The organism is Paenibacillus ehimensis NBRC 15659, assembly GCF_004000785.1.
Classification (GTDB): Bacteria; Bacillota; Bacilli; order Paenibacillales; family NBRC-103111; genus Paenibacillus_G; species Paenibacillus_G ehimensis.
Map to the genome: position 1 here is coordinate 52535 of NZ_BILX01000032.1, position 25572 is coordinate 78106.

Here is a 25572-nt window from a genome sequence, read left to right on the forward strand (position 1 = left end):
TCTCGGGCATCACCATGTATGTAACGAAGCTCGCTTATTCCCGCAAGGAAGAGGATTAAACCGCTGTTACAGCCACAGCGAAAGTACGACAGTGACGGCGCCGCCAAACGCCGAGCTTAAAGCGTTAACCGTGTCGTTGGTCATGAACGCCGCGCCCCGGATTCGAACCGCCGCTGCCTCGCAGTGGCGGTTTTTTTCGATTTCTTTGCCGCAGACGCGACAGCGGTACATGACCTGACACACCGCCCCGAGCCACGAGTCGGCCAGCGACCCGGCGAGGCCCCCAACCAGCCCAAGGACGCAAAGGCCGGCTGCCGACCGGACGGAAGCCTCCCACGCAAGGGAGCCCCCTGCCTGCTCCGGCTGCAGCGCCGCCAGTGCCCATGCGACGGCTCCGATAAACAAGCCTCCAGCCGCGGATGCGGCAAGTCCGAGCGGCGATACGCCGCCGGAAGTGCCGGACGGCACCGGACGGCCGGTGACGATCGAGCGCGGGGCCGTACGGCTGAGACCGCCGATCTCCGTCGCCCAAGTATCCGCAGTCACCGTGGCCATCACGCCGATGTAGGCGGCCCACCAGGCCGGATGCGGTACGAATGCGTCGACCAGACAAAGAGCGAGCCCAAGGCCGCCGTTGGCAAGCACCTGGCCGGCATCCCGCCGTCCGGATTTGGCGTAGCCGCTCTCGGCGGCTGCCTTTTTTTTGCTCTTCCACTTCGATAACAACGAGGACGAGATAAAAAAAGCGATCAGCGTCCCGAACCAAGCCAAGCTTCCTGCCGCATACATCAGCGTTCCGAGCAGGACTGCGGCAGCGGCCCCCGATCCGGACAGCGACCGTTTTCGGTACGCCGCTCCGGCTATCAGAACGCTTCCTGCCAATCCGATAATCCAATGCTGCACTTCATCCGAACCTCCTTCCAAACCCCATAATACGATCGTAAAAATTGCATTTTCGACAGTCCTATGTTTACAGACCTATTGCCATTATAATATGATTTGACTTGAGATGGAAAAAAGGTACCGGGGAGAGGAAAGCGTTGTACGAGGCGCAAAATAGAGAAGGCAGACGGATCAAGGAAGACCTCGAACCGCAGGAAATGCTCCGGGTGATCTTTGATTACGCCGCCAAAATCTGCAACGAGCGCAAGCTGGACCGCCTGCTGACGCTGATGGCGGACATGGGACGGGAGATGGTTGTCTCCGACCGCTGTACGGTCTGGCTTCTGGATCGCGACAAGGACGAGCTGTACTCCACCGTCGCCCATGGGGTGCCCTCGCTTCGGATGTCCGTCCATTCAGGCTTGGCCGGCTTGGCGGTCCGGAAGGGCCGTCCGATTTTTATCGACGACGCTTATGCGAACGAAGAGTTTGCGGATGTGCTGCGAAGCGGCGCCATCGCCATGGACCGCAAAACCGGCTATCGCACGAAAGCGCTGATGGTCGTCCCGTTCCGCAATAACGAAGGCGAGATCACGGGAGCTTTCCAAGCCGTGAACAAGCTGACGAAATGCGGGCAATTTTCGCAGAACGATTTGGAATATTTGACGCTGGCCGCTTCCTATGCGGGAAAATCGCTGGAATCGGCCCTGCTTTCCCACGAAATTGAGGAAACGCAGAAGGAAATTATTTTTACGATGGGAGAAATCGGCGAGAACCGCTCCAAGGAAACGGGTAATCACGTCAAGCGAGTTGCCGAATATTCGTACATCCTTGCACGCGGGCTCGGGATGAGCGAAGAGGAAGCCGAGCTGCTGAAGACCGCCTCACCGATGCATGACATTGGGAAAGTCGCCGTCCCCGATGCTATCCTCAAAAAGCCCGGGAAGCTGACGGCCGATGAATTCGAGATCATGAAATCGCATACGACGACCGGCTACAGCCTGCTGAAAAACTCAAAGCGCCGCATCCTGAAAGCGGCTGCAATCGTCGCTCATGAGCATCACGAGAAATGGGACGGCACCGGCTATCCGCGCGGTCTTCGCGGGGAACAAATCCACATCTACGGACGCATTACGGCGATCGCCGACGTCTTCGATGCGCTCGGCAGCGAACGTATTTACAAGAAGGCTTGGGAGCTGGATCGGATTTTGAAGCTGCTGGAGGAGGAGCGCGGCGCTCATTTCGACCCGCAGATCGTTGATGTGTTCATGCAACTACTGCCCAAGCTTTTGGAAGTCCGGGACCGTTATACCGATGGGGCTCTGTCCGCCCCGGCCTCTGAGGCGTGATCGTCCGGAAGCCGGTCGCGGCAGAGCCTTATCCGATCCGGGAACCGCTACTGCCCGATCCTGGCTGTAAAAGCGCCGAAAGCCTGCTCTCCCCAGAACAGCTCAAAGCGGTCTCCGTCGTTCACCGCCCCAACGCCCGCAGGCGTGCCCGTATAAATGATATCCCCTTCGCCCAAGCCGTAATGTGCGGCGATATAATCCACAATTACCTGCAAATCAAAAATCATGTCGTTCAGGTTCCCCCGCTGTACTTCCAGACTGTTCCGGTGCAAAGCGTATTCAACCTGCTTGACTTGCTTGAAGCCAGGGAACGGACGGAACCCGGTCAGGGCGGCCGAGCCTTTAAACCCTTTGGCCGGAAGCCAGGGATGGCCTTTCTTTTTCAAGACCGATTGCACGTCCCGCAGGGTAAAATCGATGCCGAGCGCCAGCTTGTCCACCAACTCGTCCACGGTGATGCCGTTCTTATACGATTGCCCGATGCGGAGCACGAGCTCGGCTTCGTAGTGCACCTCGCCCCGTCCGCCGGGCAGCTCGATTTCGCCGCCGTCAATCGCCGTAAGCGCGTGCGTCGGCTTCGTAAAAATCATCGGCTTCTCCGGAATGTCATTGCCGAGCTCCGCCGCGTGCAGCCCGTAATTGCGTCCAACACAATAAATATTGCGAATCGATTCGTTCATGTTCGGATCGTTCCTTTGCCGTTAAATTATGACTCCGCCTTCATTATAAGTCCGGCTTGGGGGAATCTCAACGCTTGCGCACGTATCAAACGATAGAGACAGCCAGGTGCGTTTTATGGATCCGATCCATGATCCAAGAAATGTTCCAGAAGTTGAAGCACTTGCTCATAGCCCAGCACCGGCAGGAAATGGTCACTTTTTGGCACGATCGCGAGAGCCCCATTTGGGAGCTTTTTATAAGTTTCAACGAGGTGAATCAGATCAACCGTATCTTGATCGCCAGCCATGATCATGAATGGAGCCTGAATACCGCGAAGCTGATCGTCCGAAAGACCTTTGTAAGCTAGCCCCATCTGACGGACCTTTGAAACTACAGCCGGCCAGCGCTCAGGCTTCGGCGACAGTTTATCGTAAGCATCCTTGAGTACCGGGGGTGCGAAGTCATCCGGTATCGCCGTGAACCCTTTGTAACCCTCCTCCGTAAAAGCCGTTTGGATCGGGCCGAAGAAGGAGCCGGTGACTGCTACCTTATTCACGACCTCGGGGTGACGAATTGCAACTTGCGTTGCTATGTTGCCGCCCATACTCCAGCCAAAGAAATCCGCTTTTGCCGCCCCTAGCTGCTGAAGCAGTTCCGCAGTATCGTCAGCCATCTGCTCATAGCTCAGCGGACGGTCAATGTCGGCCGTACGGCCGTGGCCTTGCTGCTCAATCGCAATGACCGGACGATGCCTGACAAGCTCAGGAAGCAGCTTTCCAAACGAGCTTTCCGTATCCATAAAACTGCCGTGAAGGAGGACAAGCGGTGTTCCGCAATGTTTTCCGCCGTGTATTTCGTAGTACATCCTTAGCCCGTTTACTTCGGCATAGCCGCTCTGCTCTACGGCTTTACCGGCTATTTTCTGAGGACTCCGAGGCGTTGATTCGGCCTGGAAACATCGATTCGAGAGAAATAATCACAAAAGTAATCATAAATGTGAACCATAGCTTATTTACATTTAAACGCAAGTAATCATGGTTAACATGGTTCATGGGAAATCTCCATCCATTTTTTGATATTGGAATTTTTAGGTTCATATGATATAGTAACTCTCCAGTAACAGACCTCTTGGATTCTCAAGCCGCACTGCATTCCCCAATGACGTTGCGGCCTGATTTTCCGGGGGTTCTTTTTTATATGCAGGATCTTATGACTCCTTGGACCGGTACATCGCTCCGATGTTTTCGGCAAGCTTGTCGAGCGACTGGTTCATCCCCATGATGGCATATTTCAGCATCTCGCCGGGCGTCCATCCATACTCCGTAATCTTAAGCTCCGTCTGTTCCCCCCTGGCAAAAAACTCGATCACCATATCGACATTGGCCGGGAAATCCGCAGGAAGGCCGATTTGAGCCGGATCGATATAGTTGCCCTCTTGATCGGCCATGTACTGGCTGAATTCAAGCCGCTCCAGCGGAACGATCTTTTTGTAGACACCAGCCGAGAATGATTCTTGACCGCCGTGAGAATCAGGGGCACGCATGCTAAACAAATACTTTCCTCCTTCGCGAAAATCGATTTCGCACCGTGGCGAAGTGTAATGCTCCGGACCCCACCATTGCATAACCAGGGACGGATCCGTCCAAGCCTTCCATACCACCTCTACCGGAAAATCGAAAACGCGAGTGATAACAACTTCTTGCATATTAGGATTTGGGTTCATCGTCATGCTCCTTTGGCTCTTGATTTTGTTTCATCTTCTCCATCTCGGCTCTCAAGACGGCATCCATGGCGTTCAAGCGCCTGCTCCACTTGAGTCTTACTTGTCTGGACCATTCCTCAAATTCGGTCATCGTCCGCGTGTTCAACCGATAGATACGCTGCTGCGCTTTTTTCTCCACACTGATCACATTGGCCTCTAGAAGAATTTTCAAATGCTGAGAGATCGCTTGAGGACTAACGGAGAATTGCTTGTGAATTTCAGAAGCCGGACATCTGTCATTCTCGGCAAGCATCTCCACGATTTTGCGACGTGTAGGATCAGCTAGCGCTGAAAAGATATCCACCGGCATACAATTGGCTCACCTTCCTTTCCAAGCGATATTTGAGGATTGCCACATCTTGTATGACCACCCTGCCACTTCATAAAATGATTTGGTTTATAAAGTAAATGCTTTAATACTTATTTTTACGACTTTCTCGCAGGCCATACGCCTGGCGAGTTAAAACTTGTCCGGGCGCATACAGCGTGGCAAAATAATTTTCATCTGCTGTAGAAAAAAACGCCCGCCTCCCCCGTCGACAACCGTCGAAAGGAAAGCGGACGTTATTTGAAATATTTGGCTTCCACTTTTTTGCCAAGCAGCCACATGATGACGAACACGGCGACGATCAGTGCGATTTTCCAAGGCTGCCGCAGAAGATTCGCCAGATCGTGGCCCGCGAACGACACCAGAAAAATCATCACGCCTTTGCCGAGCAGGGTCGCGACGATAAACGTATGCAGCGGTACCTTGGACAGTCCCGCGACGATATTCACTACCGAAGACGGTGTAAAAGGAAAGCAAGCGAGCAGAAAAATCGGGGTGAAGCCATGCGTTTCAAGCCAATGTATGAATTTCCGGGACCGGGGATACTTCCGTTCCACCCAGCCGCGAAACCGCGCCCCGAATTTGCGAAAAATCAAAAATACGCAGAGCGCCCCGGCGACAACGCCGATCCACGACAGCAGGAAGCCTTCGCCAAGTCCATATGCATTCACGTTTGCAATCAGAATCGCCACTAACGGCAAAGCGGGAACGAAGGCTTCGATCATCGGAGCGATAATACCGGGCAGCGGTCCCAACGCCTCGTACTGCTTCAGCCAGTGCTCAATGTCCTGCCAGCTTAAACGGGAGATTGTTTCCTTCCAGCTCATTCGCGTCGTTTCACCTCTATACTTTCACTATACTATCCTGTGAAACCGATCGCAACTTGCCGGCCCGGCCGCTCCCGACAGAGAGCCCGGTTGACTTCCAAAAATCCAAACGGCCGCCCCAATTCCATGGGGAAGCCGTTTGGATTCATGATCTCATTATGAATTTCCATGAACTTGATTAGCGGGATGTTTTCTGGTCTTCCTCCGTCTTACGGGCTTCGCCGGAGGACTTCGACGATTCGTTCGTTTTCTTGGAATCGGTCGATTTCTTCGGATCTTCGGCAGATTTCTTGGTGCTTTCCGACGATTTTTTACCGCTCTCGGACGATTTGGCGTCGTTGGTCGTCTTCTTGCCCTCGGTATTCTTGCCTTCGGTATTTTTGCCGGTTCCCTGCGTCTTGCCCGATTCTCCTGTCTTTCCGGCCGGCGCTTTATTCGCATCCGTCTTCTTGCCGGTTTCCGGCGTCTTCTCGGCCGACTGCTGCTTCTTGCCTGTCTCCGCCTTTTTCGAATCGGCGGCTTTGCCGGAATCGGCCGGCTTCTTCGTCCCGTCCGCAGGCGGTTTGACGGCCGCTTTGGACGTTCCGTCGCCGATGCCCGACTCCTTCTTCACAGGCGGCTTCTCATCCGGGTCCGGTTCGGACGGAATAGTGCGGGTCGGCCCAAGCGTAATCCGGCCTTCCTTGTCAATCTGCGCATTGACAGACAAGTTCGTCAGCTTCTCGAACAGCTTGTCCCGGTCCCCGTCAACCATCGGGACCGGTTGAGCCCATTTGGTCAAGATCGGCACCATGCTCAGGTCGCAGCTTCGCTCCTTGGTGCAGGAGGCTTCCAAAATCATGCTTTCCCAAGTATTCGGATTGTCATTGGTCGTAAATATAAAATTGCCCATGCTGTAGGCAATCCATTTGCCTTTGTACTGCTCGAAGCCTTGAACGACATGCGGGTGGCTGGCGACGATGAGATCCGCGCCCTGATCGATATACTGCCGTGCCAAATCGGTCTGGGACTTGACCGGATACGCCTTGCGCTCTTCTCCCCAATGGGCGATGACGACAACCAGATCCGCCTCGGCTCTCGCTTTGCCGATCGCTTCAAACGCAAGCTTCGTGCTGTAGGTTTCCGCCATCCCCGGCTTCGACTGGCCCGCATACCAGCTCGTATCCGGAATCACCCGGCTGAAGCCGAGAAAGGCGATTTTCATGCCTTTTTGCTCTATAATCACATGCTCGTACGCTTCGTCCGCATTCCGGCCCGCGCCTACGCGTTTAATATCCTGCGCTTCGAGATAGCCCAGTGTATCGAGCAGCCCTTCGACGCCATAGTCCATACTGTGGTTGTTGGCCAGATTGACCAGATCGACGCCCGCGCGCTTCAATTCGGGCAGCGCCTTGGGCGACGACCGGTACACGTATTCTTTCTCCTGAGCCGCGCCTCTTGTCGTAATCGGCGTCTCCAAATTCGCTACGGTAATATCCGCCTTCTCCAGGTAAGGCTTGACGTACTTATAAGGATAATCGTAGCCGTTCTTTTGGAGCAGATCGTCCACCTTGCTGCCGAACATAACATCGCCGACGAACGTGAGACTGACTCTCGGAGATTGCTCCGGCGGTGGCGTTGCCGCACCGCCACCGCCCTCCGCTGCCGGCGGTTTCTCTGGAGTAACGCCCGGGTTCGTCGCTGCAGGCGGCTTGGACAACGCTTCCGTTTTGGGCGGCAAGGCCAACCCGCCCCCTTTATTCCCCTCCTGCGGAGGATCCAGCTTTTGGAGCAAATAAACGAAGGCGCCAACCGTGATGAGGCTTAACAAGCCAATTTTTATCCAAAGCGTTCTTTTCTGCCTCTGCTCCTGTTCATGCTTTTGCTTACGCGATTGCTCCGTTTCAACCGGTTCCTTCTGAATCTTAACCTACCCCTATCCTATCCCGCTGCGAATCAGCGCATATGTTCTCTTTTTCCATTATAGCAAATCGCCCGCCTGTGGTCATGGGGCACAAATACCTAAAATAACGGTTGCCAAACACCCCCTTATTCTGGTAACATAAATTTTCTCTCGACTTTTAGGCAACCCACCTCGATCCGCCTCAATACTCGCCGAACCCGGCGAACCGGGCTTCGCTGCCGTTACCAGCAAAGCTCCAATCCAAGCTCACGGAGGTGTCTATGCTTTTCCCTGTCTTAATAAAGAAAGCGTTCGCACGCAATCTGCAATACCGTTTGTCCCATGCGGTCAATACGGTCGCCAGCGTCGTGTTCGGGCTGATTTACGTCTCGATCTGGCAGGGCATCGGACAGCAGGACAGCATGCACGGCTACAGCCTGCAAACCGTCATCCATTATGTGGCGTTGAACCAAGCGACGCTGTGGGTCACGTTGTTCACGACCAACGGGCTTGGGATCGAGCGCTCCGTACGTACCGGACAGATCGCGACCGACTTGATGCGACCGGTTCATCTGTTTTACCAGCTCATGTGCCGCGAATGGGGACAAATCGGCTACCAATTGCTCTACAAGACGATCCCCATCTACCTGATTTACATATGGATGCTTTCGCTGCCGGTTCCGCATCACGCCGGTACCTGGCTTGCTTTCGCCACGGCGCTTGCGATGGCCGCCTATATGAACATTTGCGTGAATTACCTCATTGGCGTAACGGCCCTCTGGACTACCGAATCGACTTGGCTGTTTTGGGTTCACAATTCAATCTCAAGCGTGCTTTCCGGCTTTCTCATTCCGATCGAATGGCTTCCGCACTGGCTTCAGCGCATTGCTTACATGACGCCTTATCCATACATGCAGCATATTCCCAGCAAAATTTATTTGGGCTTAGCTTCCCCGTCCGAGATGTACGGCGGTCTATTGTGGTGCGTACTGTTCACTGCGCTTTGCCTCGCCGCAACCGCTATTGTGCGGAACAAGGTGGAGGTGCAGGGCGGATGAGCACGGTGCGTATGTTTGTGCTGCTGGTCAAAGCCAGCGTCCGCAGCCGGATGCAGTACAAATTCAATTTCTGGTTATCTTCCGTGCTCGCGGCCCTTGTCAGTGCAATGGACTTTTTGCTGCTCTCCGTCATTTTGTGGAAATTTGATTCGATTCAAGGCTGGAGCCTGTACGAAATCGGCTATTTGTATGCCACGATCATGCTGTCCAAAGCGCTCTACCGCAGCTTCGCCAACGACGTGCATCATTTGGAAAAATATTTGGTCTCCGGCGATTTGGACCAGCTGCTCGTCCGCCCGATTCCCGTCCTGCTGGCGCTGATGTCGCAAAATTTTCGCCCGATGTTCGGCGAATATGTGCAGGGCGGCATCATCCTGACGCTTTGCTTGGGACAAATGATAAGCTCGGGGCAGGTGACCGCCGCCGCCATTCCGCTCACCGCCGTCGTTCTGGTGACGGGGGCTGCGTTTCTGTTCGCCATCGGACTCGGCACCGCGACATTCGGCTTCTGGACGACGCGGGTCAGCGATCTGCAAAATTTGACGGAGGATGCCGCACGCACCGCCGTACAGTATCCGATGGAGCTGTATCCCGTCTGGCTGCGGACCTTGCTGCTCACCTTGATCCCTGTCGGGATGGCGAACTACATACCGGCGCTTTATATCGTGAAGGGCGAATTCGGCTGGTGGCTGCTGCCGGCCGTCATGGCGTTCGCCGTCGTGTTCCTGTGGCTCATGCTGCGGTTCTGGCGGTTCGGCTTGAGCCGCTACCAAAGCAGCGGAAGCTGATCGTTTTCGATGACTTCCAGATCTGAAAGGAGCGTATTAACCGATGATTGAGGTTAAGCATTTACATAAAAGCTTTCGCATCCCCGCCCCCCATTTAAGCCGGTGGGAGCGGATCAAAGCGGCCGTGACCGGAGGCGGAGCGGAAAAAACGGCGGTCCGCGATATCAGCTTCACGGTCGGTCCGGGCGAGTTCGTCGGCTATATCGGTCCGAACGGCGCCGGGAAATCGACGACGATCAAAATGCTGACCGGCATTCTGCATCCGACCTCGGGCGAGGTGCGGATCGACGGCATGAGCCCGCATAAGGACCGCCGCCGGGTCGTTTCGCGGCTCGGCGTCGTCTTCGGCCAGCGCAGCCAGCTGTGGTGGGATTTGCCGGTGCGCGATTCGTTCGATATTTTGTGCGCCATGTATCGCATCGACCGACAGCGACAGCGGCGGACGCTGGCGGAGCTGGACGGGCTGCTCGGCCTCGGCGAATTCGCCGACACGCCGGTGCGCAAGCTGTCGCTCGGCCAGCGGATGCGGGCCGACCTTGCGGCCGCTCTGCTGCACGAGCCGGACATCCTGTTCCTCGACGAGCCGACCATCGGGCTGGACGTCATCGCCAAGCGCAACATACGCGGGCTGCTGTCCAAGGTCAACCGGGAGCTCGGCAAAACGGTGCTGCTGACGACCCATGATATGGACGACATCGAGCAGCTCTGCGACCGCGTGATGGTGATCAACCACGGATCGCTGGCGTACGACGGAACGATCGGCGAGCTGCGGGAGCGCATCGGACTGCCGACGATTCTGCGCGTGTCGTTTCAAGCCCAGGTTTCTCTGGAAGGTGTCACGGAGCGGGAGCTGGGCTTCACCGTTGCGGAAGCGAACGGCTGCGAGCTGACCGTCCATTTCAACCGGCAGGAGCTGCCCGCCTTGGAGGTGCTCCGCCGGCTGGAGCGGTACGGCACGGCGCGGGACGTTCATATGGAGGAACCGGATTTCGAAGAGATCATTCATAAAGTGTACTAGGACGCTGTCAAAGCGCCAATAACAAGAACCTTCCGAGAACGCCGTTCTCCGAAGGTTCTTTGTCCTTTCATCCGTTACGTCAAACGCGGTACGCCTCGCGCAGATCGGCGGCAACGATTGCCGGCTCTATAGAGAAGGCTTATCGAACGGCAGCCTTGTGCTATAATGGAAGGATCAGCCGCTCAGGGAGAAACAGAAACAGGAGGAACCTATACATCATGGACAAAATTGCCGTCATTTCCGACATCCACGGCAACCTGCCTGCGCTGGAGGCGGTGGTTGGGGATATTCGCCGCCGCCGGATCCGGCGCATCATCTGCCTCGGCGATCTGGTCGGAAAAGGGCCGCAGCCGTGCGAGGCGGTGGACCGTATTCGCGAGCTTTGCGAAACGACGGTGCAGGGCAACTGGGATCACGGCATCAACAACCCGCAGGACAAGGAAACCGGCTTGTGGCAGCAGCGCCTGCTCGGTCCCGAGCGGCTCCGCTACTTGCGCGAGCTGCCGTTTTCGGCCGAGCTCCGGCTAAGCGGACGCCGCGTCCGTCTTTTCCATGCTTCCGCGCAAAGCATTTATCATCGCGTGCTCCGTAAAGCGGGCAAAAAAGAAAAGCTCGCCATGTTCGACAATACGGATCAAACGGGCGGCTTTGCGGGATCGGAGCTGACGCCGGATGTCATCGGTTACGGCGATATCCATGTTCCTTACGTCCAGACGCTGAAGTCGAAGGCGGGAGAAGGTCTGCTGCTGTTCAACACCGGCAGCGTAGGCGCGCCATACGACGGGCTCCCTTATGCGAGCTATGCCGTTCTGGAAGGAGAGGCGTCGCATCCGGCCTGCCTGAAGCCTGCCCCGTTCTCCGTACAGCTCGTCCGCGTGCCTTATGACATCGAGGAAGCCGTCGCCATCGCCGAACGCGTCGGTCTGCCCAATCTGGAGCGGTTCGTCAGCGAAATTCGCAGCGGGACCGAGCAGAAATAACGGGCTGCCCCCTTGATCGTTGGTTTTCCGGCCTTGTTGCCGGACATTCGCCGCCGCGTCCAAGACATGTCGCCCCATGCCTCGAACACGTTTGCATCGCAGAAATAATGGGAGTATACTCGAATCATGTCGAACGTTACATTACATAGACCAGCACACTGATAACGGCAAACATGGTATTCGGTTTGCATGCGATGGTCAGCTTGAAAAGAGGCGAGCTCGCGTGGCGAAATGGCAGGTTAACTTAATCGTATTATGGGTGGGACAATTTTTGGTCATGGCCGGCATGACGATGATTGTTCCTTTTTTGCCTTTGTATTTGCAGGAGCTGGGCCTTCATGAACCTCATGCCGTTGCTACATGGGCGGGAGTCATCTTTGCGGGGAATTTCGTCACCTCCTTTATCTTTCAACCGATCTGGGGCGGACTCGCCGACCGGTACGGACGCAAGGTGATGCTGCTGCGCTCCGGCTTCGGCATGGCGGTCGTCATGACGCTGATGGGCTTCTCGACCAGCGCCTGGCATTTGCTGCTGCTCCGCCTCTTGAACGGCACGGTGTCCGGCTTCGTGCCCGCAGGGGTCGCGCTCATGTCGGCCACCACGCCGCGGGAGAAGGTCGGCTTCGCGATGGGCACGCTGCAGTCCGGCTCCGTCGCCGGCTCGATTCTCGGGCCGTTTCTCGGCGGGCTGCTGGCGGAATGGATCGGGTTCCGCAATATTTTCTTCGTGACGGGCGCTACGCTCTTCGCCGCCTCGCTGCTCGCAGCGGTGCTCGTGAAGGAAACGTTCGATGCGAAAAAAGCGCTTCAGAAGCCGAAGCAATCGATGCTGGCGGCGTTCAACGAGCTGCGGGGCATTTCGCAGCTTCCTTCGCTGTACTCCGTCACCTTCTTGATCCAGTTCTCGCTGCTGAGCGTCATGCCGCTTCTCCCGCTGTTCGTCCAGCAGCTTCACGGACAAGACGAGATGCTGGCGTTCTACGCCGGTCTGGTCGGATCGGTGACCGGCTTCTCCAATATGATCGCTTCGCCGGTGTTCGGCAAGCTATCCGACCGGATCGGACCGGAGAAAATTCTTGTGACGTGCCTGCTCGGCGCCGCCGTGGCTTCGGTCCCGCAAGCCTTCGTCGAGAACGTATGGCAGCTCTGCGCGGCCCGGTTTTTCCTCGGCATTTTTCTCGGAGGGCTGCTTCCTACGGTGAACGCGCTCATCCGGAAATATACGCCGAACGGGATGGAAAGCCGCTCCTACAGCTTCAATACGAGCGCGCTTGCGCTCGGGAACATGCTGGGCCCCGTCGCAGGCGGAGCGATCTCCGGCGTGATGACGATCCAGCAGCTTTTTCTCGTTTCGGCCGTGCTGCTCTTGATTAACGGCTTGTGGGCCCGCAAATCGATTCTGCTCCGACAAAAATCGACCGGCGCCCCTTCATAACCCTTCCTTGCAGCGGTCAACCTGTAAGCCTTTGGTGCTTTGTCATCCCGGGCTTGCAGGTTTTTTTGTCAAAAATCTGTGAATATCCGCCCATTTTGTCCGAAAATTTGACAAATTAGTGAACTTTAATGAAAACTTAATAAATAAATTATGCCATTTTTCCTAACAAGAGAAGGAAATTGTATCCGATAATAAGAATGTAAGAAATAGTAAAGAAAATTAAATATTTTTTCCTCCTGCTTGCCTTATTCACGGTCTTTCCAAAGGAGGTGAACCAGAAACAGAAGTCCGCTATGTTCCGTCATCTGCCGTTCCGCCGGGAAGTACCCAAATCAACAGAGAAAAGAGGAAGATCATTATGGTGCAATCACAAGTTGTTGAGACAATTTCGGCTATCATCGCGGAAGAACTTGAGAAAGCAAAAAAGTCGAACCCTTTTTTCACCCGATTTCCCGAAAGCGCGAAGCCCCAAGATTTCAAATGGTGTGTGCACTTGTATCACTTATCCAAGCATTTCGCAGAGCTTCTTAAGCTGCGCTGGGAACGGTTCCCGGATGTCGATCACGATGTCTTCTCCTCCCATTACGAGGAAGAGAAAGACCACGCCGAAATGCTTCGCAAATGGATGACAGATTTGGGGCTTGACGATCCTGAACAATCGTTTCCTAATTACGAAACCGAAGACTTCATATCGCTTCAGTACCGCGCTGTGAGCTCCATGAGCGAAAACTTGTCGCTGCTTCTTGTGAACAGTACGGCGGAAGGCTACGCCCACGCCATGTACCTGCACGCCTACGCGATTTTGAAAAGAGCCGGATTTACAAATCTGGAGTATTGGGAAGTTCACTGCGAAGCGGACGAGGAGCACAGCAACGTCTACCATCTCATTAAAGATATGAACGAAAACGAACTAAAGGAAGCCGAGCATTTGGTTCGATATACGTGCCGTTCGCTCGATATCATGCTCGCGTCCTGGTTTAAATAGGAGGAGTGTAATAAACATGGCATTTGATGACGTATTTAAGTATCACGTAGACCGTAAGAACAATGTTTTGTCCTGGCAGGTGCTTGATTCGCTAACGGTGGAGGACGCCGAGAAAGCAAGCAAACTGGTAAAAGCAGCCTTGCTTCGCTGAACGGAGCTAAGCTCCTCGTCGATAACCGATTTATGATCAAGAACGGTCGGCCGATCGTCTTTTCTCCCGAAGTGAACACGATTTGGGAGCAGCTTCAGAGCGGCATTTTGCCCCAAGTCTCCCAGTGCGCCGTGCTGTGCAGCGGAGCGATTATGAAAATGCAGATGGACCGCATCGCGCGGGCTTCCGGGTTTATCGACGTGCTGCAGAGCTTCTGGAACGACGATCCGAGCGTTATGAAGAAGGAAGCCTACGTATTTTTGGGCATTTCGTCCAACGAGCTGATCGACAGACCCGTCAGCGTGTAAGCGGAGGTATAGATAAAGAAGGCCAGGAACGCTTAACGCGCTTCCCGGCCTTCTATTATTACATGGGCGAATGTGCGAAACTCTCTCGCACCACGCAGTCAGCTCTGCGAAAAGAGACGCCATCTCCTGCCGCCACAGCCGCGGAACCCGTCTCTTCGCCATACGTTCACTTCTTCGCTTAAATCCGCCGCTATTCCCGCACTCTCGCAATGGCGAGGCCGTCGTACGCCGGCAGCAGCACGCCTTCCAGACGCGGGTCGCGCGCCACGCTTTCGTTAAATTGGCGCATCTTCGTCACGGCATTGCCGGACTGCTCCGGATCGGTCGTCTTGCCGCGCATCAGCAGGTTGTCGCCAAGAATCAGCGCGCCCGGCCGGGCCAGCCTGATCGCCCATTCCAAGTAATTCGGATAGTTGCCCTTATCCGCATCAATAAAGAACAAGTCGAATCGCCGGCCTTCCGCCGACAGCGCCTCGAGACTGTCCAGCGCCTCGCCGATGCGGTATTCAACCTTATCGCCAAGCCCCGCTTCGCGCAAATGCTTGTGCGCCAAATCCGCATACTCCTGCTTCAGCTCCAGCGATACCAGCTTGCCGCCGGCAGACAGCCCGCGGGCCAGACAGATGCCGCTGTAGCCGCCTAGCGCCCCGATCTCCAGCACCTGCTCCGCGCGTACGAGCCGCGTGAGCATCGTCAGCAGCCGGCCGTACCCCGGCGCGATGGAAATTTCCGGCATCCCGTTCTCCCGAATGCCCTCCTTCACTCGTTCAAGCTCCGCATCGGGCTCGAACAACCCTTCCAAATACGCTTCCGCCGATAATGGCATCTCCGTCATATCCGTTCTTCCTCCTCCGTTATGTCCTCGGTAGGGCGTACGGCTTACCGTTGCTTACTTCGTTCCCGCCGCCGTTGTATAATCGGGGCCAATCGCCTATACTAGTTTATTGTATGGCTTTTCCAAGGAGTGAGCAACCGTTGACATCGAACACCATTGAATTGATTGCTACCGCCCCCATGGGCCTGGAGGCCGTTGTTGCCCGGGAAGTCCGCGACCTGGGGTACGATCAGGTGACGGTTGAGAACGGCCGTGTCACGTTCGTCGGTGATGCGCTGGCGATCGCCCGGGCGAACCTGTGGCTGCGGACCGCCGACCGCGTGTTGGTCAAAATGGGACAATTCCCGGCGCGCACCTTCGACGAGCTGTTCGAAGGCGTCAAAGCGCTGCCTTGGCCGGATTGGATTCCCGAGGACGGCGAGTTTCCGGTCGAAGGACGCTCGCATAAATCGCAGCTGTCCAGCGTTCCCGCCTGTCAGGGCATCGTGAAGAAAGCCGTCGTCGAAAGCATGAAGCTGCGCTATGGGACCGAATGGTTCCGCGAAACGGGCGGCCGCTTCGTTATCGAGGTGGCGCTGCTGAACGATATCGCGACGATTACGCTGGACACGACGGGCCCCGGGCTGCACAAGCGCGGCTACCGCAAGCTGGTCACCGAAGCGCCGCTGAAGGAAACGCTGGCGGCAGCCATGATCCTGCTCAGCCGCTGGCAGCCGGAGCGGCCGCTGTACGATCCGTTCTGCGGCTCCGGGACGATCCCGGTCGAAGCGGCCATGATCGGCTGGAATCTGGCGCCGGGCCTAAGACGCAGCTTCAATGCGGAGGCGTGGCCGCTCGTCCCCGGGTCGTTATGGCAGGAAGCCCGCGAAGAAGCGTATGATCTCGTGCGCGACGACGTGCCGCTGCAGATTGCCGGCTCGGACCTTGACCGCAGCGCGATCGAGGTTGCCCAAGCGTCGGCCAAAGCGGCCGGACTGGCCAAGGAGCTCAGCCTGCAGACGCTGCCGGTGGCCAAGGCACGGCCCCAAGGAGACTACGGCTGCATCATTACGAACCCGCCTTACGGCGAACGGCTGGGTGACCGCAGCGAAGCGGAACGCGCCGTCCGCGATTTCGGACACTTGTTTGCGCAGCTTCCTACCTGGTCCGCTTTTGTCCTGAGCCCGGCCAAGCAGTTCGAGCACTACGTGAACCGGCCGGCAGACAAGAAGCGGAAGCTGTTCAACGGTCGGATCGAATGCCAATTGTACCAGTACTTCGCACCGGGCGGCTTATACGCGTGGCGCAAGGACCGGGAGACGAACCCAAGCCCTGAGCGATGAGCTCAGGGCTTGATTTTGTCCGGCCGCACCGGCTTAAAATACCAGACGTAGAACCACCGGGATACCCCGAACGTGAGAAACAAGCTGATCCAGCTCCAATACCAGGTCCAGTACAAGTAATCGATAAGACCGGTATAGCGCTCAATCACATATTCCGGTATCATGATTCCGGTCGTAAAAGCCGCATAATATGCAAGCTTCACCCCTATGCCCCGGCGCTCGGGATAATGCAGTATAAAGAAGATGCTGATGACCGGATATACGAAATATTCGAACGTAAAGCTGGTGTCATTCACTTTCCAAAATAATCGCAGCGGGTAGACAATCCATCCCCACTCGACCACAAGTAGCCCGAGAAACCAGGTTACGCACTGTTTAAATAGAAAAACCATAAGCGCGACGCGATACTTTTCCTTCGGAATGAACAAAAGGGAAGCCAGCGTAATCAGCCACACAAAGAAAAGAAACCACTGCTCTATGAGCCTGCTCATAACCGTTTCTCCGATAAGCCCGCGGCAGACTTTCCTGGTTCCTTCCGAACGAACCATAAGAACACCTGCCGGGTAATATAGAGCGCAGTCGGAAAGGTAAGATACAGCCATGCCGGCGAACCGTGAAATTTCACAAGCGACGTGAACCGGTCGATCAGGCTGTAAAACGCGACGAACAGCGTGGCGAACAGCGCATAGTGCGCGATCTGACGAACCCTGCTTTTCCGCTCGGGATACGTATAGTGAAACCAGACGGCATAGGTCGGGAAAAGGATAAACTCAAACGTGAAATTAATCGATGTCGCCTTCGGCAATTCCCTCACCGGAAATTCGAACAAAGCCAAGCTCGTCAGCACTAAACTCAATAACCAGGTCAGCGCTTGAAATATCAATACCAGAAGTATGGTAGCTCTCACGCGTCGGCGTCCGGTCATACACAGCAGCAGCACGCTGGCGATCCACATCAAAAGCAGTAGGGATTGTTCCTTGGCCATGGGGGTATCAGTCCTCCGTTGCAACTTCATCGGGTTCGCCGATGGAAGGTTGTCAACCATGTCTTGAACGATACCATCCAATATTTCCATTTGCCTGCCGCTTTAACCTTCCCGACACGATTTTAGTCAAATGCAAAAAATCCTTACAAGGCCGGAGCGGTGATTCAGCTTGTGCCTTGTAAGGATGTATTCGTTCGCTTTAAGCCTCTACGCGAGGACGGGCCGGGTCGCAGACGGGCGCTTTATGCTCCGAGGCTTGAGAGAGCTTCGTCAGGTAGTAGCACTCCTCGCGAGACATATGATCGGCCATTAAAGGCGACAAGGTCCCAAGCGCCTGCTTGCTGAGGCGAAGCTCCTCCAGCTCCCGCAGAAACTGCATGAACAGCGCCATCTCCAGCTCCACTTCTTTGCCGAAACGCGCCAAAGCCGGAAACTTCTTCACGTTTGCGCGCAAATAGCCGGCCAGCTCGACCGCCTTCAAATAAAACTCGCGAAAATGCTGATCGAACGACCGTGCCATCTCGGTCAAACGCGATTCCGCCATATCGAGATCGCCTGCGATCGAGCTCGCATGCCCATAGGCGTCCTGCAGCCAAACCAGATGATGATGAAGCTCGTGGAACACGGGGGCCGGTTGACCGGAAAGCAGACTCCCCAGCACCCGCAAGTATTCCTCCGCCTCGTTCACCATATGGCTCAAAAACGATGCCGACAATCCAATTGTGATCTTCCCGATCAACTGCCTCTGCAGCAGATGCAGCTTGAAGCCGCGCAATTGCTGCGTCAAGCGGTACGCCTCCCGCGTAATCTCGCTTAGCCGCTCGCGCTCTTGCGTCTTGCGGGCGCGCTGCAGCAGCCCGTCGAAGGCCGCGATCATCGCCCGGGCCCGCGTCACTTCTTCGGATTCGTCCGCAGATAGCGAATCTTTAATAAACCGGGCATGATCTCCCATCACCTGCAGCCAGAACCGGTGTTCGAACGCCGCGGATGTTTCAAAATCCGTTGCCATCCCTGTCTCTGCCTCCCCGTCGGCCGGTAAGCCGTCATGTGCTACAAGCATCGTATGCACCACGACCAGGGCGAGTGCCTATTCGGAGGAAAGAAGCGGGATCGGCAGGCGGCCGCTAGGCGTGACGGAGGTCCTGCGCCCGGCAGCTCCAATAATCGAAGAGCGACATGAAGACTTCATTGTCCGCATCGCATCGCACGGAAAGCTTTACCTCGCCGCGCCAATAAAACGTAATGACCTGCCGGCTGCGCCCTTTGACCATTTCGACGTCCCAGCAAGAGGAGGCGAGCTCGTACACCTCGCGATTAATGAACATTTTCGGGCCTTCGCTCGACAAAAAAACGCCGACGAAGTCGTTGCCCACTTTGGTATAGAAGCCTTGCTTCGTCATAATGCTCCGTCCTTGGGTCTGATCTGCCATCCGTTCTCGCTCCTTTATATGCAAACAAAAAGACTCTCCGTTCACGGTACGGGAGTCCGCATCTATCATCGCGCGTCTCCGTGCCTTCGGTAAACCGGCTGGCATCGCGCAACCTTGGCGCCTTAGCCCTATAGCTCTGCGCCCGCGGGCATCGCCCGGTTTGCCTTTATCGAGCACGCTCGAAAATTGTCTTTTTGTGTATAGATTGAATCTCATCTCTTAGGATAAAAGATCAACCTTGTAGAATACATAGTCCTTATGGCCTATTTTCATGAATTTTCATGTGAATTTTGATACATTTTGTAGACTTGCTGGCCTTTCCAATAAAAATAAATTCCGGCTACCGTAACGGCGGCCATGATGGAGAATAGCGGACCGCCTCCCCATTCGGACAACAGTACGCCGCCTGCCAAAGGACCGAGAAAATGCCCGAGATTCGTAAACGACTGCGCGCCGAAATACGTGCCCCGCATTCCCTCCGGCGCCAAGCGGTCGATCAGCATGTTCGTTGCCGGAAAATTCAGCACTTCCCCGATGGTGAACAGGACCATGGAGATCATAAATCCGATCCAGCCGGTAGATACCGCATAGCCGATATCCCCGAGCGCAAACATGAGACCGCCCACCGCAATCGCAGCCATCGGACCGCGGCCTTCGAACATTTTCGACAGCGGCACCTGCAGCAGAACGACCGTCACCGCATTGATCGTCATCAGCAGCGCGAACAGCGTCGCTCCGTCGGCTGCGCTTTGCTGCACGTATTGCGACAGAGTGGACATCATCTGTGAATAGCCGATCGCGCCGATGATCCCTCCGGCAATGTAGTAACGGAACACGCGGTCGCTCGCGATGACCCGCCATGCCGAGCGCACCGTCACTCCGCTGCGATGCTCGCCCTCGATCTGACGAATGCCGAACGCCTGCAGCAGCGCATAGAGCAAAGCGGCATAGGCCAAATAGATGAAGGCCGTGACCAGAAACGGAAGCCAAGCTTCGAACATGCCGAAGTAAGCGCCGAGCAGCGGTCCGACGGCTACGCCGACATTGATCGCGAGATAACGCATCGAGAAGACGTTAAGCCGCTTTTCTTTCACCGTCACGTCGGCCATCAGAGCCTGCGAGACCGGCTCGTAGAGCGAACGGCAGAGCCCGTTCAGCATATTGAACAGCATGAAGAGCAGCGGCGCTTTGGCAAGCGCAAAGCCGGCGAAAACGACCACCCAGCCGATCAAGGCGATCATCATGATGAACTTGCGCCCCAGACGGTCGGACAAAGCTCCGCCCACGAAGCCGCCCGCCATGCCGGCAAGCGAGCCGATGCCGATGATCGCGCCGATCATGATCGGATGCAGCCCCGACTCCCGGGACAAATAAATGGCCAGAAACGGCATGCTCATGGACGAAGCGATCCGCGCCAAAGCGGTACCTACAAGCAGCACATGCACGATCGGATGATAATCGCGTAAGAAATGAAGCAAACGAGACTTTACAGCTGCGAACATCGTACCGACCTTCTCTCCCTATATAACCCTTGATATTTTAAACCAACGGTAAAATAAACCATAGAATGAAACAGGATTTCATTATACAGCAATTGGCCGAGCCTGCCCAGACATTCGGCAAAAAATTATGAAAAGACAGAAAAGAGCCCGTCCGCTTGGGACAAGCTCTTCCGTTCCTTGACGATTTTATTTTAATTCTTCGCCGACCTGGATAATGTACATTTGCGACGGGTTTCCGTTCACCTTCAGCTGGCCTTGGTCGTCGTAGCCGTCCACACCGAAATCGTTGTCGTTTACAACGGCGATCGTCTGCTTATCCACCACCGCGAGCCCTTCCAGCTTCTCGTGGGGATAGCCCAGCTTCGCCACGTCCACGATCAGCTCCTTGCCGGCCGGCACGATTCCTTTTTCCTTGATTTGCGCCAGCGTCAGCTTCTCCAGATTGTCGCTGTGCTCCGTGCCGAGCAGGTTGGTCGCCGCCGAGAAGTCGGCGCGGTAAATCCGCTTGATTTGCGCTTCCTTGCCGCTGTTTTTATCACGCTCGTCCACCAGCAGCACATCGGTGCTCAAAGCAGCCAAGTCGCTGATCACGACGTCCTTCTGCTTCACATTCGTGAACGAATCGGCGTTCTCCGCGATGTACAAGTATTCGCCGACGACTTTTTTGGCGGCCAGATCCATCTTCAAGATGCGCAGATTGCGGGACGCCTCGCCCGTCTTCTTGTCCGGAACCGCCATCGGGCTTTGGATCGAAGCGTATAGATATTTGCCGTCCGGCGAAATGGTGACGCCTTCGAAGCCCCGGTTCGGAATCCGCTTCGCATACACCGCCGGCAAAATGTCGTAAATCTCGGTTTGCGCGCCGGCCGCAACCAGCTGCTCCTTCGCCCCCTGCGGCACGTATCGTCCAACAACCGTACCGTCGCGCTTCACCTGCAGCACGGAAGGGCGATACTCGTCCGACAGCCAGAACGTGTCGTCCACCGGGTTATAGGCGATGCCTTCGAGGTCCAGCCCGTCCGGGTCATAGGCCAGCTTCTTCATGCCGCTGCCGTCGTAAGGAACTTCGTCGCTGCCTTCCACGTTCGGCAGACCGGTAAGCTCCGCCGTCTTGCTGAACTTGTCCGTCTTGCCGATCGGCAAATGCAGCTTGATCGTTTCGAGCACTTCGATCGTTCCGTCGGCCGCTTTAATCTTGTAGATGCGCGGCACATACGCCTCGTTCGGGAACGTGCGCAGCTTGTCCTTGCCGAACTCGCCGTTCGGCCCGCGGTCAGCCAGCGTATAGAACACGTCGGCCGGGTCGCCCGGCAGATGGATCAGCCCCGAGAAGCCGCCCTCTTTCAGGCTTCCGACCAGCGTCCCGGGATTTTTCCATTCGTGTACGGCGGCAACCTTCGGCATCTCCTTCAGCCGGATCGACTGCGTCCATTCGTTCCATTCCACCTGCTTGCCGAGCGCTTCTCCGAGCGCACGCAGCGGGACATAGGTACTGCCGTCGATCAGGACGGGAGCCTTGTCCGTCTTCACTTCTTTCCCGCCCGACCAGATGCCGAACTTCGTGCCGACCGCTTCCATCCCGCCTTCGGCGGCTGCTGCGGTCTGCGCTCCCATCAGCGTCATTGCGGCGAGCGACAGGACCAGCCATTTTCTCTTTTTCAACAAACGTTTCATCATACATACCCCTCCGGCGAATCAAACTAGGTTCTTGGACTCACTTTTCCTAGCATAGTTCCCGATTGTTTCGACGATGTAAAGGGCGTATGAAGATTTTGTTAAGAAAAAACCTCCCGGCCGCAAGCGGCGTCAGGAGGTTCGTCCGTCATTTCTTCTTGATATACTTGCTCGCTTTCTCGATCGCTTCGTCTTCCGTCGCGCCGGTCACGTACCGGCCGTTAATATAAATGAAGGCAAACCGCGAGCACGGGCCGCAATAGGACTTGCAGCCGACCTTGATGTCGGCGTCAGGCGCCAGCTTCTGCAGCTTCGGCAGCGCGGTTTTCATTCTCATATGCTTGCATTTGTCGCAAACGCGAATATCGTTGGCCATGCGGAGTTATCCTTTCTGAGACAGCCGGGCGGCGGATTAATGGTCGCCGTGGTTGCCTTTGCTCGGATTGGTGACCGCAAAGCCTTCCTCCGGCAAATAGAAGTAGTCGACGCGCACGCCGTCCAGCAACGGCTCGTCCTTCTGCAAAATAACGTCGATTCCGCTGTCGGTGGTCACAACCACGTCATTCTCCGTAGGCGTGTCCATCCCGAGTCCGTAGTGCGCATGATCGCCGTGCTTGTGCGTTACATATACGCGAAGCTTCAATTCTTTGTTTTCCTCTTGTTCCATCTCGGCCAAAAGCACCTTGGCGGCGTTGCGCGAAATTTTGCATTTCATGTCCAGGCACATCTCCCACTATTAAGCATTTTCCCCTTATTGTATATAAACCCGGGAACGAAAGCAACCTTCCGCCGCCGGTTCACAAATGCTGGTAAGAAGCCGCCCGTTTCTGATATGATTACAGGTATATGAACTCACGCACGAATGGAAAGCGAGGAGACTGCGAGATGTCATTGACGGAAAGCAAACAAAACCGGCACCCCGGCAATTATGTCCCCAAGCAGCCTGTCCACATCGAGTGCTCGATTGAAAAAGCGCTTGACGTGATCGGCGGGAAATGGTCGTTTCTCGTTCTGCGGGAGCTGTTCGGAGGAACGAAACGGTTTGGCGAGCTGCAGCGCAGCATATCATCCATCAGCCCCAAATCGCTGACGGACACCTTGCGCCACTTGGAGGAAAACGGCGTGCTCGAACGGACGGCCTATCCGACCGTCCCTGTGACGGTCGAATACACGCTGACGCCCAAAGGCGAGGATTTGCACCGAATGCTAAAAGAAATGAAGCTGTGGGCGGCCAAATGGTGCTGACCCGCCGAGATTCCGAGGTGACCCAATGATTTCTTTTTACCGCAAATATTACAAAACGATCTTCGACATCGCATTGCTTGTGATTACCGTGTATCTGTTTATGTTCATCTTCAGTTACCTGTACCGCATTGCGACCCCGATCTTCCTGGCTTTTATCGTGTACATGATCATTGAGCCGTTCGCGCGCTTCCTGCACCGCCGAGGCATCAAGAAGGCGATTGCGTCCGCGATTTCGACCATCATCTTCGTGCTCATCATCCTTGGGGCGATTACCGGCGCCGGGGTCATCTTCACGAGCCAGATCGTCAACCTGAAAGACAAACTGCCCGAATACGCCGCGGTGCTGACACAGGAAATCGCCAAGCAGACGGACCATCTGCAAGACCGCTTCGGCACGCTTCCGACGGAAGACATCGTGAATAAAGCGAAGGAATACTCGGCGGAAATCGCGAAAAAAGCGACCGAAATCGTCCGTTCGTTCCTGACCAGCACGTTTACGGTTCTCACGTCCTTTTCGGCTTTCGTGGTGAACTTCGTCATTGCGATCATTTTGGCCTATTTTCTAAGCATCGAAATCGAATCATGGAAGCGTATCGCCGAGGATAAGACGCCCAACACGTTCAAGAAGGCGTTCCATTTCCTCCGGGAAAACGTGCTGATCGGCATCGTCACCTATATCAAGGCGCAGGCCAAGCTGATCAGCGTGACGTTTGCCGTCATCTTCATCGCGCTGCTCGTCATGAATATCAAAAACGCGTTTTCCGTTGCGCTGCTGGCCGCCATCTTCGACGTGCTGCCGCTGCTCGGCGTCTCGACGCTGTTCATTCCGTGGATCATCTACCTGCTCGTCGTCGGCCAAACGACGCTGGCCATCTGGCTCGCCGTTCTGCTCGCAGTCGTGATCTCCGCAAGGCAAATCCTGGAGCCGAAAATAACCGGCGATTCGCTAGGGGTTTCCGCTTTTACAATGCTTTCCTTCATGATCGTGTCGCTGTCCCTGTTCGGCGTAGCCGGACTGATTTTGTCGCCGATTCTCATCATCCTGATCAAAGCGCTGTACGAGCAAGGCTATTTGAAAAAATGGATCCGCATGCCGGCGGAGGAGTATGAGCCGGAGCTTCCGAAGAGCAAATAGCGTTCCTTGATAGACTCTTTTAGAGGAAGAAAAGAGCTGCCCGCGGGCAGCTCTTTGCGTATTTATCAGGTGGCGCCGTATTTGCGCTCCGCCCGGTCGGTGAACCAGTTCATGAGCAGCATCGTAACGGCGATATCGTCCAGCGGAACAAACGGCAGCGCATCGGGCATAATCCAATACACGAGCGCAGGGACGAAAAACAGCAGCTTTTCTCCTATCGGCACTTTGGGCGAGCGCAGCAGCGGGAAAATCCGGCGGAATACATGCCCCCAATGCCGCAGCGACCACAATCGGCTCCACATGACGAAGCGTCCCCTTTCCTTGTTCGAATGACCCTCCTCTACAGTATACACCATCTTTCGGCAATCCCGAAACAATTCGACAAATCCCGACAATTTCAACCCGTTTACAGTTATTCCCCGATGCAGCATAATGGTAGAGTGACATTCCAACCTTTACCAAGGAGTGATACCATGTCTAAAAAAGTACTTGTACTGACAGGAGACGCGGTTGAAGTATTGGAGGTGTATTATCCGTACTACCGGCTGTTGGAGGAAGGGTACGAAGCGGTGATCGCCTCGCCGACGAAAAAGACGCTTCACACCGTCGTGCACGATTTCGTCGAAGGTTGGGAGACCTATACGGAGAAGCTCGGTCACCGGCTTCCGTCCCATATTGCCTTTGCGGAGGTGGACCCGTCCGAATATAACGGGCTAATTATACCGGGCGGCCGGGCGCCGGAATACATTCGTTCCGACGCCAACGTCCCTCGCATTCTTGCTCATTTCCTGGAAGCGGACAAACCTGTCGGGGCTATATGCCATGCGGCTCAAGTGTTCGTCTCGCTCCCGGATTACAGCTATTTCAAAGGCCGTACCATGACCGCGTATACGGCTTGCCGCCCCGATATTGAGCGCCTCGGAGCTACCTACGGCCCGGACACGCTTCATGTGGACGGAAAGCTCGTCACCGGGCATGCCTGGCCTGATCTGCCGGGATTCATGCGCGAATTTTTGAAGCTTTTGAAGTAA

30 protein-coding genes and 1 riboswitch are annotated in these 25572 nt (G+C 55.6%); of the genes, 13 read left to right on the plus strand and 17 right to left on the minus strand.

The window, feature by feature from the left end; translation table 11 throughout:
• Positions 1-66 precede the first annotated feature (66 nt).
• Entirely contained in the window at positions 67-903 is an 837-nt protein-coding gene (locus tag PEH01S_RS19005) for a DUF92 domain-containing protein (protein WP_127487426.1), read from the minus strand.
• A gap of 137 nt (positions 904-1040) precedes the next feature.
• Here PEH01S_RS19005 and PEH01S_RS19010 point away from each other — a divergent pair, with 137 nt between their 5' ends.
• Positions 1041-2231: an HD domain-containing phosphohydrolase gene (locus PEH01S_RS19010; RefSeq protein WP_246062988.1), complete on the plus strand. Its 1191-nt coding sequence runs from the start codon at positions 1041-1043 to the stop codon at positions 2229-2231.
• Positions 2232-2278: 47 nt separating this feature from the next.
• Here PEH01S_RS19010 and PEH01S_RS19015 read toward each other — a convergent pair whose 3' ends face one another.
• The 6 genes from PEH01S_RS19015 to PEH01S_RS19040 all read right to left on the minus strand — a co-directional run bounded on the left by PEH01S_RS19015 (position 2279) and on the right by PEH01S_RS19040 (position 7618).
• The gene (locus tag PEH01S_RS19015) at positions 2279-2911 is read right to left on the minus strand and encodes a fumarylacetoacetate hydrolase family protein (protein ID WP_127487428.1); all 633 of its coding nucleotides are present in this window, start codon (positions 2909-2911) and stop codon (positions 2279-2281) included.
• A 113-nt stretch (positions 2912-3024) separates the two neighbouring features.
• Positions 3025-3756, minus strand: coding sequence for an alpha/beta fold hydrolase (locus tag PEH01S_RS19020; protein WP_127487430.1), 732 nt, complete (start codon positions 3754-3756; stop codon positions 3025-3027).
• 342 nt (positions 3757-4098) lie between these two features.
• A complete protein-coding gene (locus PEH01S_RS19025) occupies positions 4099-4620 on the minus strand; it encodes an SRPBCC family protein (RefSeq protein WP_063831609.1) in 522 nt (173 codons plus the stop codon).
• Positions 4598-4963 (minus strand): ArsR/SmtB family transcription factor, encoded by a 366-nt coding sequence (locus PEH01S_RS19030; RefSeq protein WP_051570545.1) that lies wholly within the window; start codon positions 4961-4963, stop codon positions 4598-4600. The genes PEH01S_RS19025 and PEH01S_RS19030 overlap by 23 nt, the downstream gene beginning before the upstream one ends.
• Positions 4964-5217: 254 nt before the next feature.
• Positions 5218-5808, minus strand: coding sequence for a TVP38/TMEM64 family protein (locus tag PEH01S_RS19035; protein ID WP_127487432.1), 591 nt, complete (start codon positions 5806-5808; stop codon positions 5218-5220).
• Positions 5809-5986: 178 nt separating this feature from the next.
• Positions 5987-7618: a CapA family protein gene (locus PEH01S_RS19040; RefSeq protein WP_246062989.1), complete on the minus strand. Its 1632-nt coding sequence runs from the start codon at positions 7616-7618 to the stop codon at positions 5987-5989.
• 353 nt (positions 7619-7971) lie between these two features.
• Between PEH01S_RS19040 and PEH01S_RS19045 the strand changes: the two genes are divergently transcribed.
• The 8 genes from PEH01S_RS19045 to PEH01S_RS35490 all read left to right on the plus strand — a co-directional run bounded on the left by PEH01S_RS19045 (position 7972) and on the right by PEH01S_RS35490 (position 14413).
• The gene (locus tag PEH01S_RS19045; protein ID WP_025851690.1) at positions 7972-8748 is read left to right on the plus strand and encodes an ABC transporter permease; all 777 of its coding nucleotides are present in this window, start codon (positions 7972-7974) and stop codon (positions 8746-8748) included.
• Positions 8745-9536, plus strand: coding sequence for an ABC transporter permease (locus PEH01S_RS19050; protein ID WP_025851691.1), 792 nt, complete (start codon positions 8745-8747; stop codon positions 9534-9536). Before PEH01S_RS19045 ends, PEH01S_RS19050 begins: the two co-directional genes overlap by 4 nt.
• A 43-nt stretch (positions 9537-9579) precedes the next feature.
• The gene (locus PEH01S_RS19055) at positions 9580-10554 is read left to right on the plus strand and encodes an ABC transporter ATP-binding protein (RefSeq protein ID WP_127487434.1); all 975 of its coding nucleotides are present in this window, start codon (positions 9580-9582) and stop codon (positions 10552-10554) included.
• A gap of 218 nt (positions 10555-10772) precedes the next feature.
• A complete protein-coding gene (locus tag PEH01S_RS19060) occupies positions 10773-11534 on the plus strand; it encodes a metallophosphoesterase family protein (protein WP_127487436.1) in 762 nt (253 codons plus the stop codon).
• Positions 11535-11757: 223 nt separating this feature from the next.
• Positions 11758-12969: an MFS transporter gene (locus PEH01S_RS19065; protein WP_127487438.1), complete on the plus strand. Its 1212-nt coding sequence runs from the start codon at positions 11758-11760 to the stop codon at positions 12967-12969.
• A 358-nt stretch (positions 12970-13327) separates the two neighbouring features.
• Positions 13328-13954: an iron-containing redox enzyme family protein gene (locus PEH01S_RS19070; protein WP_025851697.1), complete on the plus strand. Its 627-nt coding sequence runs from the start codon at positions 13328-13330 to the stop codon at positions 13952-13954.
• A 16-nt stretch (positions 13955-13970) separates the two neighbouring features.
• Entirely contained in the window at positions 13971-14105 is a 135-nt protein-coding gene (locus PEH01S_RS35835; RefSeq protein WP_281281492.1) for a hypothetical protein, read from the plus strand.
• Positions 14106-14137: 32 nt separating this feature from the next.
• Entirely contained in the window at positions 14138-14413 is a 276-nt protein-coding gene (locus tag PEH01S_RS35490; protein ID WP_246062990.1) for a hypothetical protein, read from the plus strand.
• A 190-nt stretch (positions 14414-14603) separates the two neighbouring features.
• On the opposite strand, the gene PEH01S_RS19080 is transcribed toward PEH01S_RS35490, so the two are convergent.
• Positions 14604-15248, minus strand: coding sequence for an O-methyltransferase (locus tag PEH01S_RS19080; protein ID WP_025851700.1), 645 nt, complete (start codon positions 15246-15248; stop codon positions 14604-14606).
• A 140-nt stretch (positions 15249-15388) separates the two neighbouring features.
• On the opposite strand from PEH01S_RS19080, the gene PEH01S_RS19085 reads away from it, so the two are divergent.
• Complete coding sequence (locus PEH01S_RS19085; RefSeq protein ID WP_025851702.1) at positions 15389-16570, plus strand: THUMP domain-containing class I SAM-dependent RNA methyltransferase; 1182 nt, start codon at positions 15389-15391, stop codon at positions 16568-16570.
• A gap of 2 nt (positions 16571-16572) precedes the next feature.
• Here PEH01S_RS19085 and PEH01S_RS19090 read toward each other — a convergent pair whose 3' ends face one another.
• From PEH01S_RS19090 to PEH01S_RS19125, 8 genes are all read right to left on the minus strand, one after another.
• Positions 16573-17061, minus strand: coding sequence for a CBO0543 family protein (locus tag PEH01S_RS19090; RefSeq protein WP_025851703.1), 489 nt, complete (start codon positions 17059-17061; stop codon positions 16573-16575).
• Positions 17058-17555: a CBO0543 family protein gene (locus PEH01S_RS19095; protein ID WP_127487440.1), complete on the minus strand. Its 498-nt coding sequence runs from the start codon at positions 17553-17555 to the stop codon at positions 17058-17060. The genes PEH01S_RS19090 and PEH01S_RS19095 overlap by 4 nt, the downstream gene beginning before the upstream one ends.
• Positions 17556-17754: 199 nt before the next feature.
• Positions 17755-18564: a DUF2935 domain-containing protein gene (locus tag PEH01S_RS19100; protein WP_025851705.1), complete on the minus strand. Its 810-nt coding sequence runs from the start codon at positions 18562-18564 to the stop codon at positions 17755-17757.
• A 115-nt stretch (positions 18565-18679) separates the two neighbouring features.
• On the minus strand, positions 18680-18985 hold the full coding sequence (locus tag PEH01S_RS19105) for a hypothetical protein (RefSeq protein WP_025851706.1): 306 nt from the start codon (positions 18983-18985) through the stop codon (positions 18680-18682).
• 85 nt (positions 18986-19070) lie between these two features.
• A riboswitch (cyclic di-GMP riboswitch) is annotated at positions 19071-19160 on the minus strand.
• A 94-nt stretch (positions 19161-19254) separates the two neighbouring features.
• A complete protein-coding gene (locus tag PEH01S_RS19110) occupies positions 19255-20487 on the minus strand; it encodes an MDR family MFS transporter (RefSeq protein WP_127487442.1) in 1233 nt (410 codons plus the stop codon).
• A 186-nt stretch (positions 20488-20673) separates the two neighbouring features.
• Positions 20674-22164: an esterase-like activity of phytase family protein gene (locus PEH01S_RS19115; protein WP_246062991.1), complete on the minus strand. Its 1491-nt coding sequence runs from the start codon at positions 22162-22164 to the stop codon at positions 20674-20676.
• A gap of 145 nt (positions 22165-22309) precedes the next feature.
• The gene (locus PEH01S_RS19120) at positions 22310-22537 is read right to left on the minus strand and encodes a DUF1450 domain-containing protein (protein ID WP_025851711.1); all 228 of its coding nucleotides are present in this window, start codon (positions 22535-22537) and stop codon (positions 22310-22312) included.
• Between the two features lie 36 nt (positions 22538-22573).
• A complete protein-coding gene (locus PEH01S_RS19125; protein ID WP_010491539.1) occupies positions 22574-22876 on the minus strand; it encodes a heme biosynthesis protein HemY in 303 nt (100 codons plus the stop codon).
• A gap of 170 nt (positions 22877-23046) precedes the next feature.
• Between PEH01S_RS19125 and PEH01S_RS19130 the strand changes: the two genes are divergently transcribed.
• A complete protein-coding gene (locus tag PEH01S_RS19130) occupies positions 23047-23406 on the plus strand; it encodes a winged helix-turn-helix transcriptional regulator (protein WP_025851712.1) in 360 nt (119 codons plus the stop codon).
• Positions 23407-23431: 25 nt separating this feature from the next.
• On the plus strand, positions 23432-24541 hold the full coding sequence (gene ytvI, locus PEH01S_RS19135) for a sporulation integral membrane protein YtvI (RefSeq protein WP_127487444.1): 1110 nt from the start codon (positions 23432-23434) through the stop codon (positions 24539-24541).
• Between the two features lie 65 nt (positions 24542-24606).
• Here the strand turns inward: ytvI and PEH01S_RS19140 are convergent, their stop codons facing one another.
• The gene (locus PEH01S_RS19140) at positions 24607-24843 is read right to left on the minus strand and encodes a hypothetical protein (RefSeq protein ID WP_025851715.1); all 237 of its coding nucleotides are present in this window, start codon (positions 24841-24843) and stop codon (positions 24607-24609) included.
• Between the two features lie 171 nt (positions 24844-25014).
• Between PEH01S_RS19140 and PEH01S_RS19145 the strand changes: the two genes are divergently transcribed.
• A complete protein-coding gene (locus PEH01S_RS19145) occupies positions 25015-25572 on the plus strand; it encodes a DJ-1/PfpI family protein (protein ID WP_127487446.1) in 558 nt (185 codons plus the stop codon).